20 protein-coding genes are annotated in these 14,066 nt (G+C 59.5%); 16 read left to right on the top strand and 4 right to left on the bottom strand.

From position 1 onward, the window contains the following. Positions 1 to 63 precede the first annotated feature (63 nt). From GAL_RS19705 to GAL_RS19675, 7 genes are all read left to right on the top strand, one after another. On the top strand, positions 64 to 492 hold the full coding sequence (locus tag GAL_RS19705; RefSeq protein ID WP_024099356.1) for a MerR family transcriptional regulator: 429 nt from the start codon (positions 64 to 66) through the stop codon (positions 490 to 492). Beyond that, positions 489 to 815 (top strand): YnfA family protein, encoded by a 327-nt coding sequence (locus GAL_RS19700; RefSeq protein ID WP_040104425.1) that lies wholly within the window; start codon positions 489 to 491, stop codon positions 813 to 815. The genes GAL_RS19705 and GAL_RS19700 overlap by 4 nt, the downstream gene beginning before the upstream one ends. Before the next feature lie 113 nt (positions 816 to 928). After that, a complete protein-coding gene (locus GAL_RS19695; protein ID WP_024099354.1) occupies positions 929 to 1,546 on the top strand; it encodes a cation transporter in 618 nt (205 codons plus the stop codon). An 86-nt stretch (positions 1,547 to 1,632) separates the two neighbouring features. Next, positions 1,633 to 2,403 (top strand): transglutaminase-like domain-containing protein, encoded by a 771-nt coding sequence (locus GAL_RS19690; protein WP_024099353.1) that lies wholly within the window; start codon positions 1,633 to 1,635, stop codon positions 2,401 to 2,403. Further along, positions 2,393 to 3,301 (top strand): cation diffusion facilitator family transporter, encoded by a 909-nt coding sequence (locus GAL_RS19685; RefSeq protein ID WP_024099352.1) that lies wholly within the window; start codon positions 2,393 to 2,395, stop codon positions 3,299 to 3,301. The genes GAL_RS19690 and GAL_RS19685 overlap by 11 nt, the downstream gene beginning before the upstream one ends. Next, the gene (locus GAL_RS19680) at positions 3,294 to 3,851 is read left to right on the top strand and encodes a methyltransferase family protein (RefSeq protein ID WP_024099351.1); all 558 of its coding nucleotides are present in this window, start codon (positions 3,294 to 3,296) and stop codon (positions 3,849 to 3,851) included. The genes GAL_RS19685 and GAL_RS19680 overlap by 8 nt, the downstream gene beginning before the upstream one ends. A 198-nt stretch (positions 3,852 to 4,049) precedes the next feature. Next, positions 4,050 to 4,550, top strand: a complete 501-nt coding sequence (locus tag GAL_RS19675; protein WP_244462819.1) for a L,D-transpeptidase — start codon at positions 4,050 to 4,052, stop codon at positions 4,548 to 4,550. Between the two features lie 367 nt (positions 4,551 to 4,917). On the opposite strand, the gene GAL_RS19670 is transcribed toward GAL_RS19675, so the two are convergent. After that, positions 4,918 to 5,583 (bottom strand): L,D-transpeptidase, encoded by a 666-nt coding sequence (locus tag GAL_RS19670; RefSeq protein WP_024099348.1) that lies wholly within the window; start codon positions 5,581 to 5,583, stop codon positions 4,918 to 4,920. Between the two features lie 280 nt (positions 5,584 to 5,863). Here GAL_RS19670 and GAL_RS22315 point away from each other — a divergent pair, with 280 nt between their 5' ends. Beyond that, positions 5,864 to 6,619, top strand: a complete 756-nt coding sequence (locus GAL_RS22315) for a hypothetical protein (protein WP_244462818.1) — start codon at positions 5,864 to 5,866, stop codon at positions 6,617 to 6,619. A gap of 120 nt (positions 6,620 to 6,739) precedes the next feature. On the opposite strand, the gene GAL_RS19660 is transcribed toward GAL_RS22315, so the two are convergent. From GAL_RS19660 to GAL_RS19650, 3 genes are all read right to left on the bottom strand, one after another. Then, the gene (locus GAL_RS19660; RefSeq protein WP_024099346.1) at positions 6,740 to 6,967 is read right to left on the bottom strand and encodes a hypothetical protein; all 228 of its coding nucleotides are present in this window, start codon (positions 6,965 to 6,967) and stop codon (positions 6,740 to 6,742) included. Positions 6,968 to 7,136: 169 nt separating this feature from the next. After that, entirely contained in the window at positions 7,137 to 7,394 is a 258-nt protein-coding gene (locus GAL_RS19655; protein WP_024099345.1) for a helix-turn-helix domain-containing protein, read from the bottom strand. A 124-nt stretch (positions 7,395 to 7,518) separates the two neighbouring features. Continuing rightward, the gene (locus tag GAL_RS19650; protein ID WP_040104423.1) at positions 7,519 to 7,770 is read right to left on the bottom strand and encodes a hypothetical protein; all 252 of its coding nucleotides are present in this window, start codon (positions 7,768 to 7,770) and stop codon (positions 7,519 to 7,521) included. Between the two features lie 210 nt (positions 7,771 to 7,980). On the opposite strand from GAL_RS19650, the gene GAL_RS19645 reads away from it, so the two are divergent. Genes GAL_RS19645 through GAL_RS19615 form a run of 8 tightly spaced genes read left to right on the top strand, consistent with a single transcriptional unit; the run spans position 7,981 to position 14,050 of the window. Beyond that, positions 7,981 to 8,349: a hypothetical protein gene (locus tag GAL_RS19645; protein ID WP_024099343.1), complete on the top strand. Its 369-nt coding sequence runs from the start codon at positions 7,981 to 7,983 to the stop codon at positions 8,347 to 8,349. A gap of 43 nt (positions 8,350 to 8,392) precedes the next feature. Then, positions 8,393 to 9,007, top strand: coding sequence for a lytic transglycosylase domain-containing protein (locus GAL_RS19640; RefSeq protein WP_024099342.1), 615 nt, complete (start codon positions 8,393 to 8,395; stop codon positions 9,005 to 9,007). After that, positions 9,004 to 9,297, top strand: coding sequence for a TrbC/VirB2 family protein (locus GAL_RS19635; RefSeq protein ID WP_024099341.1), 294 nt, complete (start codon positions 9,004 to 9,006; stop codon positions 9,295 to 9,297). Before GAL_RS19640 ends, GAL_RS19635 begins: the two co-directional genes overlap by 4 nt. After that, positions 9,290 to 9,568: a type IV secretion system protein VirB3 gene (locus GAL_RS19630; RefSeq protein ID WP_040104433.1), complete on the top strand. Its 279-nt coding sequence runs from the start codon at positions 9,290 to 9,292 to the stop codon at positions 9,566 to 9,568. Before GAL_RS19635 ends, GAL_RS19630 begins: the two co-directional genes overlap by 8 nt. Continuing rightward, positions 9,558 to 11,933 (top strand): VirB4 family type IV secretion/conjugal transfer ATPase, encoded by a 2,376-nt coding sequence (locus tag GAL_RS19625; RefSeq protein WP_024099339.1) that lies wholly within the window; start codon positions 9,558 to 9,560, stop codon positions 11,931 to 11,933. Before GAL_RS19630 ends, GAL_RS19625 begins: the two co-directional genes overlap by 11 nt. Beyond that, a complete protein-coding gene (locus GAL_RS22690; RefSeq protein WP_024099338.1) occupies positions 11,930 to 12,097 on the top strand; it encodes a hypothetical protein in 168 nt (55 codons plus the stop codon). Before GAL_RS19625 ends, GAL_RS22690 begins: the two co-directional genes overlap by 4 nt. Then, positions 12,087 to 13,241, top strand: a complete 1,155-nt coding sequence (locus GAL_RS19620) for a lytic transglycosylase domain-containing protein (RefSeq protein WP_024099337.1) — start codon at positions 12,087 to 12,089, stop codon at positions 13,239 to 13,241. The genes GAL_RS22690 and GAL_RS19620 overlap by 11 nt, the downstream gene beginning before the upstream one ends. Continuing rightward, complete coding sequence (locus GAL_RS19615) at positions 13,241 to 14,050, top strand: type IV secretion system protein (protein WP_040104422.1); 810 nt, start codon at positions 13,241 to 13,243, stop codon at positions 14,048 to 14,050. The genes GAL_RS19620 and GAL_RS19615 overlap by 1 nt, the downstream gene beginning before the upstream one ends. Positions 14,051 to 14,066 lie beyond the last annotated feature (16 nt).

The raw sequence follows: 14,066 nt of genomic DNA, 5'->3' as shown, positions 1-14,066 counted from the left end.
TTGTCTTTTCAATGGAGTTGTCTCTTCAGTAAGCTACAGTCTTTGTAGATTGAAGGATCGCACATGCTGGCAATCGGAACACTCTCGCGGAGAACCGGAACCAAGGTTCAGACGATCCGCTACTACGAAGAAATCGGTTTGATGAACGAGGCCGGAAGGACCGCAGGCGGCCAGCGCCGTTACTTTGAAAAGGACCTCGACCGGCTGGCTTTCATCCGGCACTCACGCCAGCTCGGATTTTCGCTCGACTCCATCCGGGAGCTGCTGGACCTCTCGGACAACCCGTCCCAATCCTGCGCGGAGGCGGATTCGATCGCGCGTCGGCAACTCCACCAAGTCGAACAGCGGATCAAGCGTCTGCAAGCGCTTAAGAAGGAATTGAAACGCATGGTCGCCGAGTGCGACGGTGACAGCGTTGCGGAGTGCAAGGTTCTGGAGGTCCTTCGAGACCATGCGGAATGTCTCACCGAGCACGACGAGATTGGGGCTTGAACGCCGCAATTGCCTATCTGCTGGCTGCTGTCGCGGAGATCAGCGGGTGTTTCGCCATCTGGGCGTGGTGGCGTCTTGGGGCATCACCGCTCTGGCTCGCACCCGGCATAATCGCGCTCGCGCTTTTCGGCTGGTTGCTGGCGCAGGTCGAAACCAGCGCAGCGGGCCGCGCTTTCGCAGCCTATGGCGGCATCTACATCGGGGCCTCCATGCTCTGGATGTGGTTCGTCGAGGGCGAGCGACCTGACAGATGGGACTTCATAGGGACGTCCATCTGTTTGATCGGTGCCGCGATTATTCTTTCGGTGCCCAGAGGGACGTAAATAAGCTATTTTGGATCTACAGTCGCTAGAGGTTCTATATATCTTATTGACAGCTGCATCCGAAGAGGGCGTTTCTGCCCCCTTTCTTAGAAATCGAAAGGTTTGCCAGTTCGATGGTCGAAAGCGAATTCAGCGGGAAGAATGAAAAAGAGCGCCAGACGCTCTGGATTGTTCTCGGTCTCAATCTCGCAATCGCTGCGGGGTTCTTCGCCACGGGAGCTATCGGCGATTCCAGCGCCCTGATCGCCAATGGTCTCGACAACACATCCGACAGCCTCGTCTATGGCATCAGCCTTCTGGCCTTGTCCCGGTCGTCGAAGTGGAAGCGGGGTGCCGCGAACGTATCCGGCGGATTGCTTCTGATCTTTGCGGTTGGCATTCTGATTGACGCTTGGCGGCGCTATGTCGGCGGTTCCGAACCGCTCGGAACTCTGATGATCGCAATGTCGCTGATCGCTGCGGTCGTCAACCTCGCCTGCATCTGGCTGCTCGGGCGACTGAAGGAACCGGACGTGAACATCCGGGCCGCCAACACCTTCAGCCTCAACGATTTCGCATCGAACGGCGGCATCCTGATCGCGGGCGGTCTCGTTTGGTGGTTGGGCAGCAACTGGCCCGACCTCGTTGTCGGGGTCGCGGTGGCTGGCATCGCGGCGTGGGGCGGCATAGGCATCCTGCGGGACGCGCATGACGAGCATCACAAGGCAGTTCACAATCACCAACCAGAATAGTCTCTCGCGTCGCGACAAGATAAAGGTTGAAGCTACAGTTACTGTAGAAACCATCATCTCTGTATAGTTGATTCTAGGAAACGCTCATGACCCCTGTTGACCCGCTGCTTTCGTCGACGCCACTCTTGGATGTCAGGCATCCTTCACTTGCCGCTCTGATCGCCGACCGGGGGTGGGGAACCTTGCCGTTGCATGATCGAATTGGTGCAATCTACGACTTCGTGCGAAACGAGATCGACTTTGGCTATAACCGCGCCGACGACATTCCTGCCTCTGAAGTACTCGACGACAGGTATGGACAATGCAACACGAAGGGAACGCTGCTGATGGCGCTTCTACGCGCTGTCGGCGTAAGATGCCGCTTGCACGGCTTCACAATCCACAAAGCGTTGCAACGGGGCGTCGTGCCTGAACTGATCTATCCGATCGCACCCGCAGAAATCCTCCACTCATGGATCGAGGTCGAGACCGAGGCAGGATGGGTCGATCTTGAGGGCTTCATCCTCGACACACCCTTCCTGTTGGCCCTGCAGCGGTCGTTTCCCGAGACACGGTCCCTATGCGGCTACGGTGCCGGGACCGACTGCTTGAGCGCACCGCCAGTCGGATGGACGGGGGAGAGTACATATATCCAGAAGACCGGCATCGCCCGCGATTTTGGAACATTCGATAATCCTGACATGTTTTATGAGCACCATCGTCAGGCGTTTGGCCCCCTGCGCGACTGGATCTATCGGCACCTCATTCGCCATTGGATGAATGCCCGCGTCAGGGCGATCCGCGCTGGTCGTTTGCCAAGCGTTCCAGGGCTCAGCCGGCCAAACCACGGCCATGAGGAGGCTTCTCGTGCCGCATGATCATGCCCATATGGAGCCTAAAGAAGGCGACCGGCGGGTTGCCATTGCCATCTGGGCAAACGGCCTCCTGACGGTCGCGCAGATTGTCGGCGGGATACTATCCGGCAGCCTCGCGCTGATCGCGGATGCCATCCACAACTTCTCCGACATGGCGTCGCTCGTCATCGCATTCGGCGCGCGCAAGATCGCGCGCCGCACGGCCGATGCGAAAATGACCTTCGGATATGGCAGGGTCGAGATCGTCGCCGCGCTTATCAATTATATCTCGCTGATCATCATCGGCCTTTATCTGGTCTATGAGGGCGCGATGCGGTTTGTTGATCCGCCCGAAGTCGCGGGTTGGACCGTGGTCATCCTGGGCAGTGTGGCGCTGTTCATCGATACCCTCACCGCGTGGCTGACCTATTCGATGCAGAAAGGCAGCGTGAACATCCGGGCGCTGTTCCTCCACAACCTCAGCGATGCGCTGGCGTCTGTGGCCGTGATCGTCGGTGGCGTTCTCATCCTTCTCTACGATGTCCGCTGGGTTGATCCGGCGATCACCATCGGGATTGCCGCCTATATCCTCTGGCTCGCCTTCAGCGAGATCGGTGGCCCGATCCGCACCCTGATGTTGGGAAGCCCGCCCGATATCGACACGGACAAGGTTATCGCGGCCGTGGAGGACGTGGACGGAGTCGAGGAAGTTCATCACGCACATTTCTGGCAGATGCAGGAGCATCGTGCGGCGCTCGATACCCACGTCGTAATCGCCGAGGACCGCTGGGATGACCTCGAAAACATCAAGACGGCAATCAAGACCCGCCTCGACGAGGAATTCGGGATCGACCACTCAACGCTGGAGTTTGAACGCTCAGCGACCAAACATCGGGACGCAGACAGGTATGGTCATGGGTGACCTCAAAACCGTGGTTCTCGTGCTGGGTTGTGCGGCCAATCTGTTGCTGGTCGCGGGTATACTCTGGTCCATGTTCCAACCGGAGCGACGAGTCTGGCCGCCGATTCACTCTACAGGAGCCCACAAGATTGTCGTCTGGGGACTTACGTGCGTCGGCTTCGGATCTGCCATCGTTTTGGCTCTGCTAGAATGGGGTGAGCTCGACTTCCCATGGATCATACGTTGGGGTTTAGGGCTTTGTCTGATCGTTCTGGGCAATGCCGTTGTCTGGTCCGGTGTGATGCAACTTGGGATGGCGGCGACGAGTGGTGATGAAGGCGTTCTGCGGACCCGTGGCCTTTACCGGTTCTCCCGCAATCCTCAGTATGTGGCTGACATGGCGATCCTCATCGGGATCGGACTGCTCTCCGCCTCGATCCTCGCGTGGCCAGTGATTATCACCGGCGTTACTGCATTGGCACTCGCGCCCTTCGCTGAAGAGCGCTGGTTGATTGATCGCTACGGGGACGCTTACCGAGCCTACCTCCAAAAAACCCGCAGATTTCTTTGATGCCATGACCGAGTTCAATCTCACGGGTTTGTGAGCAGAAGCATATTGAAGCTCTAGCGGGTGTAGGTCTTAGAACCGGGAAAAATAACGAGACCAGAGGTTTTCTTGATGAGACGAGCTAACGACAGACCGTTCACACGCCGGACCGCACTCTTTGGTGCAGCAGCAAGTGGGTTGGTTCTCGCGACCAGTAGGGCCATGGCACAGACAAGCGATGGTCTGGCGGCACCGGCGGTGCGGAGCAATATTTCCGGGTTCAGGGTTGCATCTTGGCAAGACCATTTCGACGATCTGAGAAACGGCGCAATCCTCTGCGACATCGACTCCCGCGCGGTCCAATTCTGGTCGGAAGACGAAAGCATCTACAAGCTCTATCCGTCCAGCGTACCGCTCACAGAGGAATTGACTCGGCGCGGATATAACACGGTGGTTCGCAAGGTAGATGGCCCGAGCTGGCGACCCACACCTTCGATGAAGGAGCGCAATCCCGAATGGCCGGATTTCGTTGGCCCTGGCCCCGACAACCCCCTTGGAACAAACGCCCTTTATCTGTCATGGCAGTACTACCGCGTTCACGGCACCGGTGACACGCGCAAGATCGGTCGGCAATCGTCGAACGGCTGCATCGGTCTCTACAACGAACATATCGAAGAATTGTTTGGATTGGCAGAGGTCGGTACTCAGGTTAAGTTGTTCTAAAGGCGGAAATTTTTAATATGCGTATTCATCTTGGCTTACTCGTCCCAGCAGCGTTTTTGCTGGGAGCGTGTTCGGCTTCATTCACTGAAACACCCGAAACCGCACGGAGCGGACAATTGCCAGAGGCGGTCGTCGCCATGGCGGCGACGGGGCAGGATCTTCAGTCGGCAAGACTTTTGCCGGAAGACGGCTGCTATTGGTATCTGCACAACGGCCCCGTGGAAGCGACGTTGCTGCCGCTGCGAACTCCCCGTGGAAACCCGATTTGCACGGCGCCTGCCGCATAATCGGGTTCAGGTAATCGAAGTCACCCCGAATCATTAAACTTTGCACAAGCTTTGCACCGATGGCGCGTCGGTAGACGACCTCAGCTTTCTGCCGTGACGCTTTCCTCGGCCGAGTAGAGGAAAGCCGTCGAACCAATGTCAACGTTGGGATAAAGATCGTTTATGTGCGCCATGACCATTCTGACGCAGCCGGAACTCGCACGACCGCCGATGCTTCTCGGCTGTGGCGTACCGTGAATGCGGAGATAAGTATCCCGGTCGCCGAGAAAGAGATAGAGAGCTCGCGACCCAAGCGCATTCTTAGGTCCGGGCTCCATACCGTCGGCGATATCAGCGTAGAGTTCTGGGTCGCGGTCGATCATGTTCTGCGTCGGCTGCCAATGGGGCCATCTGACTTTGCGCTTGATCGTGTATGTACCTGGTTCGTACAGATCACCACGAGCAATGGCGACGCCATAGCGCATGGCAGTCCCGCCCTCCTCGATGTGATAAAGGTAGCGCGCAACCGCATCGACATGAATGTCGCCCGGTGTCAGCCCGTCTTTCGCGGCCACCCGGGTCGGGAGAAACCGCGGATGTAAGCCCCAGGGGTTCGAGGTTGCCGGGTCAAAGCCGGGCGGCGTCACCTGTGCGTCCCAGGCAACCTTCTGCGCTTCGGTCGGCCAGGTATTTGCCAGCACCGGGCTGGCAACCGGGGCAGAAAAGAGGGCGGCGGTGGTCATCACGAAATGTCGTCTAGTCAGCATACTATACTCTTCCAGCTTTGTCTGGCGAATGCCGTGACACGAGAAACGGCGTTTGATGTACGATAAAACCTCTACCAACTAGAGCTTCAAGGAGTTTCTTTTGACACAGATTGATTGCTCGGCTTCTACATCTTGTCGCGTGGTCGATGGCGATTATTCGAACACTTAATGTAAATTTACAGTCGTATTTTACATAACCTTGATTATGCGCGTAATACACTTTGCGTTGCAATAGTATATTATTGGAGGTAAGGTGGCTCCCGACAAAGGGTCCCCTACCATGCGCTTTCAACTTAGACGACTGTCTCTATGCCTAACCGCTGTAACCGCTTTGGTAACCGGTGTGCTGCCGAGCACCACAAAAGCACAAACCTATCCAATCGACTGCGCAATCCTTCTCTGCCTGTCCGGCGGTTGGCCCGCTTCCGTGCCCTGCAGCCGTGCCCGTGCCGAGTTTATCCGTCGCATCACGCCTTGGCCTGTGGAGCCACCACTGCAGATTTGGCGCTGTCCCATGGGCGCATCTTATGAGACCGAACGGCATCCGAGCAATGTAAACCGAATCTTCGAAGCCTTTCTTCAAGGCGAGGACTATTCGCCCCGCCAATCGTTTCCAGGCGATGATGTTGCCGTCCAAGCAAGATCAAAAAATGCCGTTTGGCCCTCTTCAGAAACCGGAACGGATGCCATTCCGGCAGACTTCGTGCTTCGCCTCGTCGAGGATCGGGCGGACATCGATATCAGCGGTCCGGAGTTCAATTTTGTCCGATCCATTCGCGTCTTTGATGTACGGTATGCGCGACAGCACGAGTCCGGGCGCGATGGGGACTGTAACCGAAGCGCGACCGTGGTCCTCGGCACTTACGGGACCCAAGGCGATTTCACTTGGCAGAGGTCTTCCGTCACTGCCCTTCCTTCGGCTCACGTAGGCCTTGAACGCTGGGGCGAGCATTGCCCTGGCATTTATCACCGATCCGTCTTCGTCGATTGGCGTGACTATGAGGGTAACTACGGGTTCGAGCAGGTGAACTACTGACCTGCCGCCACGTAGATTTGTCTCGGAAGACGGCTTCTTTGACGTGTACGGCCGCACCGCGTACGCGTCGCGGTCCACATGCTGTTTGGCGTTTCGGCAAATACCGCAGGTTTGCACTCCTCAACCGCCGTCGCCACTTCGCATCCGCGTGAGTGCATCGAAGTCGATTTCGCGCTTCTCCGCGTCCTTCAAATCAGGCTGACATTGTCCAACCCGTTGCGGGCCGTTGACATCCCACATCACCGCCAACGCGCCCGTATTCCAACGATATACCCAACCGACGACACTACGCTCATCTGCCCCGATCAAATTCGCAATCGCGACGCCTTCGACCTTATCTTCGTTCACTTTTTACTGACTTCCTGCACTGTGGCGCTGCGAAATGCGGCGTGGGGTTGCAGAGCGTTCACTACGACCGTGCGCCGGACTTCGTTGATTCTGGCTAACTGGTCCTCGATGAGGAAATGATCATCAGACCGGGGAAATGGGTTCCTGTTTTCTCAACAATTCATTGGCTTCAAATCCGGTGGTCGGGCTCCGTGGCTGCTTCAACGATCGCCAGAACATCGAAGGGGTCAAAGCCGATGGCCCGGGCGAGGACGACCAGTTCGACGACGTCGACCCGGCGCTGGCCGCTTTCAATGCGCGCCACGAGGGATTGATGGCACTTGAGCTTGACCGCCAAGTCCTCCTGACCGAGGCCCGCTTTGATGCGCGCGTCGACCAACGCCTGGCAGAGTGCCACCTGTCCCTTGCTTCTGATTGTCTTTGCCACGCGTCACATACCTTTTGTGACGTCGCTAGCGGATGAAATCTGTTATCTAAAAAGTAGATATATGAGGGTGTTATCGGCGTCTGGTTTCCATGGGCTGCAAGTCTGATGCTCCCGAGGTTGCCCATCAATCCCCTACCAATTGCAGAAATCGGCCGTAGTCCTCACTGACCTCCCTCGCTTCCTCGAACGCGCGGGCCCGTTCACCGTCGAGGCAACGGAAGTAGCTCTGGATATCCTGAATGTAATCTTCGAAGTCGCCGCGGATGATATCCGCATAGTCCCGCGCCGCCTGCGAATCGCTTGGCAGGAAAGGACGGGCCGGGGCGAAGCAGGATTCCGCCAAAACCGGCCCGGGAACGCAGATTAGAAGGATCATAGCTTGCAATGGGAGCAGGCATGTCAACCTTGGGTTTCTCAAACCTGTTATCTCCTTGATCGCAGACACTGGCCGTGACTAGTGTTTGCGTGACCAAACTACAGCTAAAGCACGATATTACATCTTGCGGTTGATAGTATACTATCGTAACTCTGGGCTTCAAGTGGGAATGCCTGGGGTCGCGCCATTGGAGAAAGCGTGAGCCGGGCCATGAACTGGGACATCGAAGCACCAAATGTGGTTACGGAAGCCAGGTTCCGCGAGCTCGTGGAAAGCGGCTATAGCGCAGAAATCCTGTGCCAGGAGTCGGCACATAAGAAAGGCCCCAGCTATTACGGGGTCTGGATCATGCGCGTTGTCTCTGATGACGGGGTGGAAAAGCTCCTGGTCACCGCCCGCACGCGGACGACCTACAACGATATCAAGATCCGCGAGTTCAAGACGATCTCCGGCGTGGTGTCTTTCTTCATTGGCCTTGGTTTTGCGCATGTCGACCTGCCGCTTGAGGCGGGGACAAGCCGTACGCACAAACTTGCGCCGCCAGACAAAGCCCCATCAGACAAGGACGCTGGCAGCTAACCTCGTCTGTCTCTGGCTGGTCGCAGCACCTGCCTCAGCTCAAATGGTCCTGGTCATGGAGAGCGACGGCTCCCTGATCCCGTCACGCTCCCAAAGCAGCTTTGCTCGAAACTACAATGACGGGATTGGTCAGGGTTCGGCCTCCGATGGGATCGCGATCTTCGGCGAGGTAGAGGCCGAGCAAGAGGGCGTCCAAGTCGCGGCCCTTGCCCGCCCGACTCCCCTGCCCCGCGCCGATGTCCTCTCCGGGATTCAGACCACGGCCTTGCGCTATGCCGGCCATCCCGGCCTGCGTCGCGCGGGGCTTTCCGTGACGGATTGGCTGGCTCTCTATCGGGCGAATATCGAGGTTGAGAGCGCCTACCGGCAGGATGCGATCTCACACGCGGGCGCCATTGGCCTTGGTCAGCTTATGCCCGACACCGCGCGCGACCTCGGCGTCGACCCGCGCGATCCACAACAGAACCTCGACGGTTCCGCTCGCTACCTCGCGATGATGCTGGAAAGCTTCGGCGATCCGCATCTGGCGCTTGCCGCCTACAACGCTGGGCCGGAAGCAGTGCGCCAACACGGTGGCATTCCCCCTTACCGAGAAACCCAGAACCACGTGGCCCGCGTCATGGCCGTTGTGGCCCGATTGGAAGGATCAAATTCATGAGACAGATTTCAAACCTCTTTGTCGCCTCGCTGGCACTATCCCTGCTCATTGCCGAGCCCGCACTTGCACAGAGCATCGATCTCTCCCCGATCCAAAGCCTGTTGCAGGGCATTGTCGATGCGCTGACCGGACCTCTTGGTGTGGTCATCGCCACACTCGCGGTCCTCGGCGTTTTCTTGAGCTGGTTCTTCAACATCATCGATCTGCGCCAGGCGCTTTGGGTGCTTGTCGGGATCGCCGGTGTCGCCGCCGCCCCCACCATCGTTGCCGCGGTCTTTGCCGGTGGCTGAGCGCGCGCCTCTCTTCCTCGGCCTCGTGCGCCCGCCGAAGCTTCTGGGCCTGCCCATCATGTACGCGATGGTCTGGCTCTTCGGTTCGGTGCTCTTGTTCGTCTGGGTCCAGCACATCGCGGTGCTGGGTTTCGCCGCCCTGCTCTATCCCGTGCTCTGGAAGGCCGCCGATTGGGACCCGCGTTTTATCGACGTGATGATGACCGCGCTGCAGGAGACGCCACCCACGCGAAACCGCAGCATCCATGGCGGGGACAGCTATGCCCCGTGATGACACCCGTGATGCTGCGCTCGACCCCCGCACAATGACGCCGGATTGGTATGCGCGCGAGACCCGCCTCGCGCATATGCTGCCCTATGTGAGCCTCGTTGACGACCAGACCGTGCGGACCCGGGTGAATGAACTCTTCCGCTGCATCCGGCTCGAGGGGATCAACAGCTACACGACGGACGATGCCTATCTCGACAAGGTGACAGCGCTTTTTGCCCGCATCATCGCGCAGCTTGGGCCGGAATTCAGCTATTACGTCCACAAGGTCTCCAAGGCCATCAAACCTGATCTCGACCCCATCCGTGAGGACAGCTTCGCGGGCGAGGTGGACCGGCGCTGGCGCGCAAAACTCGAGACCAGCGGGCTCCGCGACAAAACACTGACGCTCACCGTCATTCACCGCCCGCCCCCCAAAAGCCTACTGCCGTTTCTCAGCCGCAGCGCGCCCGATCGGTTGAAGGAGGAAACCCGCAAGCGCCTGCAGCGCCTCGGCGAGGCCGTGAACGTCTTCCTCTCGGGGCTCACCGAGCTCAAGCCGCGCCTGCTGTCAGCCGCATCGGGGGAATTGGTGGGGTTTCTGGGCGCGCTCAACACGGGAACAGAGCTGCCGCTCTACCCGGCAAACACCTACGGCTTTTTGTCCTTCAACGTCGCCAATACCCGCGTGACGTTTCATGGCGATCATTTCGAGCTTTCCGAAGGCGTTGTGGGCCATCGCTACGGCAAAAGTTTCACCATCGGGGAATACTCGGAAGGCACCTCCTGCATCATGTTCGACATGCTGAACCTGCCGGTCGACATGATCGTCACCCATTCCTTCACGCCGATCAATTCGAACCTCATGGCGGGCCGCATCAAGCGGCAAAAGCGGCAGATGCAGGCGAGCCAGGACGCAGCCCTCTCGCTGATGGAAGCCCTCGACATCGCCGCCGACGATCTCGAGGCCAAGCGCCAAAGCTTCGGCGAGCATCATATGGTCGTGACGCTCTTTTGCGACACGCTCGAAGAGCTGCAGACGCTCAGCGCCGAAATCGTGAACGCCGCCGCGACCGAAGGCGTGAAGATGATCGGCGAGCGGGTCGCGGCCAAGGCGCATTACCTCAGCCAGCACCCCGGTAACCAGCCCAAGCGCGTCCGTGCCAGCGCCGTGACCAACCGCAACTTCGCGGATTTCGCGGCCTTCCACCGAACGCAGCTTGGCAAACCCGCCGCGAAAACCCCATGGGGCCGGGTCGTCACTTATTTGCCCACGCCGGAGCAGAGCGCCTACCGGTTTTCTTATCACGAGCAGGGATCGCCCGACAAAGAACCGACCAGCGGTCATACGCTGATCATGGGACGGCCCGGGTCGGGCAAATCGGTGCTTTCGGCCTTCCTGATGACCCAGGTCCGTCGCGCAGGGGCGCGGATCTTCGTCTTCGATTACCGTCTTGGCATGGAGATGGCCGTCCGCGCCAATGGCGGGCGCTACGCCTCCCTGAACGCCGGCCAGCCCACGGGTCTCAATCCGCTCTGGACCGAGACCGATGCGCGCGGCACCGCCTGGCTCTCGGACTGGCTCACAACGCTGCTCTACCGCGCCGACAAACCCCTGACCCCGGCGCAGACCAACCGCATCCAGGAAGTGGTGCGCCAGAATGCCCAGGCCACCAATCCGGCCCTGCGGAACTGGCGGGATTTCGCATCGCTTTTTGTGTCCACCGATGATGGCGGCGATCTGCACCAGCGCCTGTTTGAGTGGACCGAAGACGGCCGCTATGGGTGGATCTTCGGCCAGACGCTGGAAGATACGTTCTCGCTCGAAGGCGAAGTGGTCGGGTTCGATCTCACCGGCATTCTCGACAGCGAGGCCGAGAAAGAACGCATGGCGGTCCTATCCTATCTTTTCCGCCGGGTCGAGCGCGAGATCGAGGATCGTCGCCCCACAATCATCGTGATCGACGAGGCCTGGAAGGCGCTCGACAACGCATATTTCGCCGAACGGTTGTCGAACTGGCTCGTGACTGCGCGCAAGCAGAACACCGTCGCGGTGATGATGACGCAATACGCAAGCCAGCTCGAGCGCACCCGGACCGGCAAGACCATCGTCGAGGCCGTGCCGACGCAGATCCTGCTGCCCAATATCCGCGCGCAGCCTGCGGACTACGCCATGCTGAACCTCACGGAGAAGGAGCTCGACGTCCTTCTCAACACGGGCAGCAACAGCCGCTTGGCGCTCATCCGTGACGATCAGGGCTCGATCGTCGTCGATGCCGATCTGAGCGCGCTTGGACCCAATCTCACCATCCTTGGCGGCATGGAAAAGGGCGAAGCGCACGTTGGCGCCGATTATCGCACCCGCCCGGACTTCTGGAGGCTTTCATGATCCGTATTCTCTTGTCCCTGACAGCACTCGGCCTGCTCGCTTCCTGTGCGCAGTATCGCGAACCGCAGGCAAACTGCTTCACCTTCCTGGCCTCGACAGCCCCTGTCGCGCCTGATTGCACCTTCACGCCTCTAGATGCGCCGGAGGGCGACATTGAAGTCTAGCCTGCCTCATATCCTCGCGTTTTGCCTGCTGCCTGGTCTCGCCTTGTCTCAAGGTGTGCCGACCAATGACAGTGGGCTGACCTCGCGTGACATCGTCGAGACCGGTGATCGCGAGGCTGACTTGGCCGTTCAGGCCGACAAGCTCGCCGTGCGCGAACTCATCGCGGAGATCGAGCGCGAACAGCTGGCAACCCTGCAACGCATCCTCGATGCCCAGACCAGCTTCGGCGGTCAGGGCTTGCCGGCTATGGTCTCGGGGCTGGAAAGCGGCAGCGGGTATCCGGCCCGATCAGTCGAGGCGGTCTATGGCAATGCCGACATCGACCCCAATCCCGGCGGTGCGCAGATGTTCGGCGACGCCGCCGAGAACATCGAGCAGCTCATCATCCGCGTCGCCCAGGAAACCAGCGACTTTGCGGGTGTCGGCCGCGCTGGTCTCTCACCCGTCCAATGGCGCGCGTTGCTGCAAGCGCTCATCTGGCAGGAAAGCCGTTTCACCATTGGGGCACGGTCTCCCGTCGGCGCCTATGGCCTCACCCAGATCATGCCCGGCACCGCCAGCGATCTCGGCATCAACCCGGATTACTATGACAGCCCTTACCTGCAGGTGCATGGCGGCGCGCGCTATCTCGCGACCCAGCTCAACACATTCGATGGCAACATCATCAACGCGCTCGCGGCCTATAACGCCGGACCCGGCCGGGTGTTCGAGTATGGCGGCGTGCCGCCCTTTGCCGAAACCCAGCATTACGTTCAGGTCATTCCCGAACGCTACAATCTCTACCTGAGCCGTATCGGCGGGATCGAAGCGCTTGGCACGATCGACCCCGCGCTTCTGGCCAATGCCAACCTCTCAATCACCGGGCACGGCGCGGCCTTCTATGGTAACAACTCACCCGCCGCGATCAGGCAAGCCGCCTTCCGTATTGCGGACATCGTCGAGCGGATTTCCGAGACGGAAGACGTGCAAGAAAGCATCGCGCTCAACACCTATGCCCGCGCCGAACTCGTGCGCCTCGTCGCTGCACGCATCCGGCTTCAGGCGGCCCGCACCCGAGTCCTCTCTGCCGAGGAGCTGGCCCAGGCCAGCGCCCGCATGGCCGAAGGCGCGTTCATGGATTTTACGATCAGGGAGATTGAATGATGGGACGGAAGTTTCTGAGAGCGGCCTTGGCCGCAACGCTTGGGATTGGCCTGCATCTGGGAGCCCTCTCCCCTGCCGCGGCGCAGGGCGTGCCCGTCGTCGACACCCAGAACATCGCGCAAAACATCCAGCAGCTCCGGCAGATGATCGAAGACGAGATCCTGCAAAACGAGCAGCTGACGCAGCTCCGCGAACAGCTCGGCCTTCTCACGGATCAACTCGCGGAGCTGCAAAGAACCTATGAAGCGCTCACCCGACTTGCCGAGCTTCCAGAAATCATCCGCACGGAAATGGAAGACGAGTTGAACGGACTGCTCGACCAGGAGTTCGGAGACATCCTCGCCACCATCGAGGCCATCAAGACGGGTGACTTCTCAGGTCTGTCGGGCTCCGGTGCAGGCGAGATCGAAACCCAGATGGACCGGGTGCTGGCCGATCTCGGCTTCGATGAAGACACGCTCTCGGAAATGGCCACCAGCGGCAATCCCGGGGCCAACCGTGTGGCCACGCAGGCAACAACCGGCGCACTCGTCTCAGCCGCCGCCCAGAACAGCTATGAAGATGCCGGCCAGTCGCTCGAGCGGGTAGACCGCCTTGTCGGGCTCATCGACGACATGGAAGAGCTCAAGCAAAGCATCGATCTCAACACGCGCGTGACCGCGGAGCTCGCCATTGCGCTGGTCGCCATGTGGCAACTCGAAGCCATCCAGACCGTAGGCGATGGCACAGGCGGCGTGATCGATGCCGCCACCATCGCCGAAGAGCAGCGCTTCATGGATTTCACGTTACCGGACCTCCGGGCCGAGTGATCGCGAGGGCATGACG

The sequence above is a fragment of the Phaeobacter gallaeciensis DSM 26640 genome, assembly GCF_000511385.1.
GTDB lineage: Bacteria > Pseudomonadota > Alphaproteobacteria > Rhodobacterales > Rhodobacteraceae > Phaeobacter > Phaeobacter gallaeciensis.
This window is presented reverse-complemented; position numbering and strand designations above follow the sequence as displayed.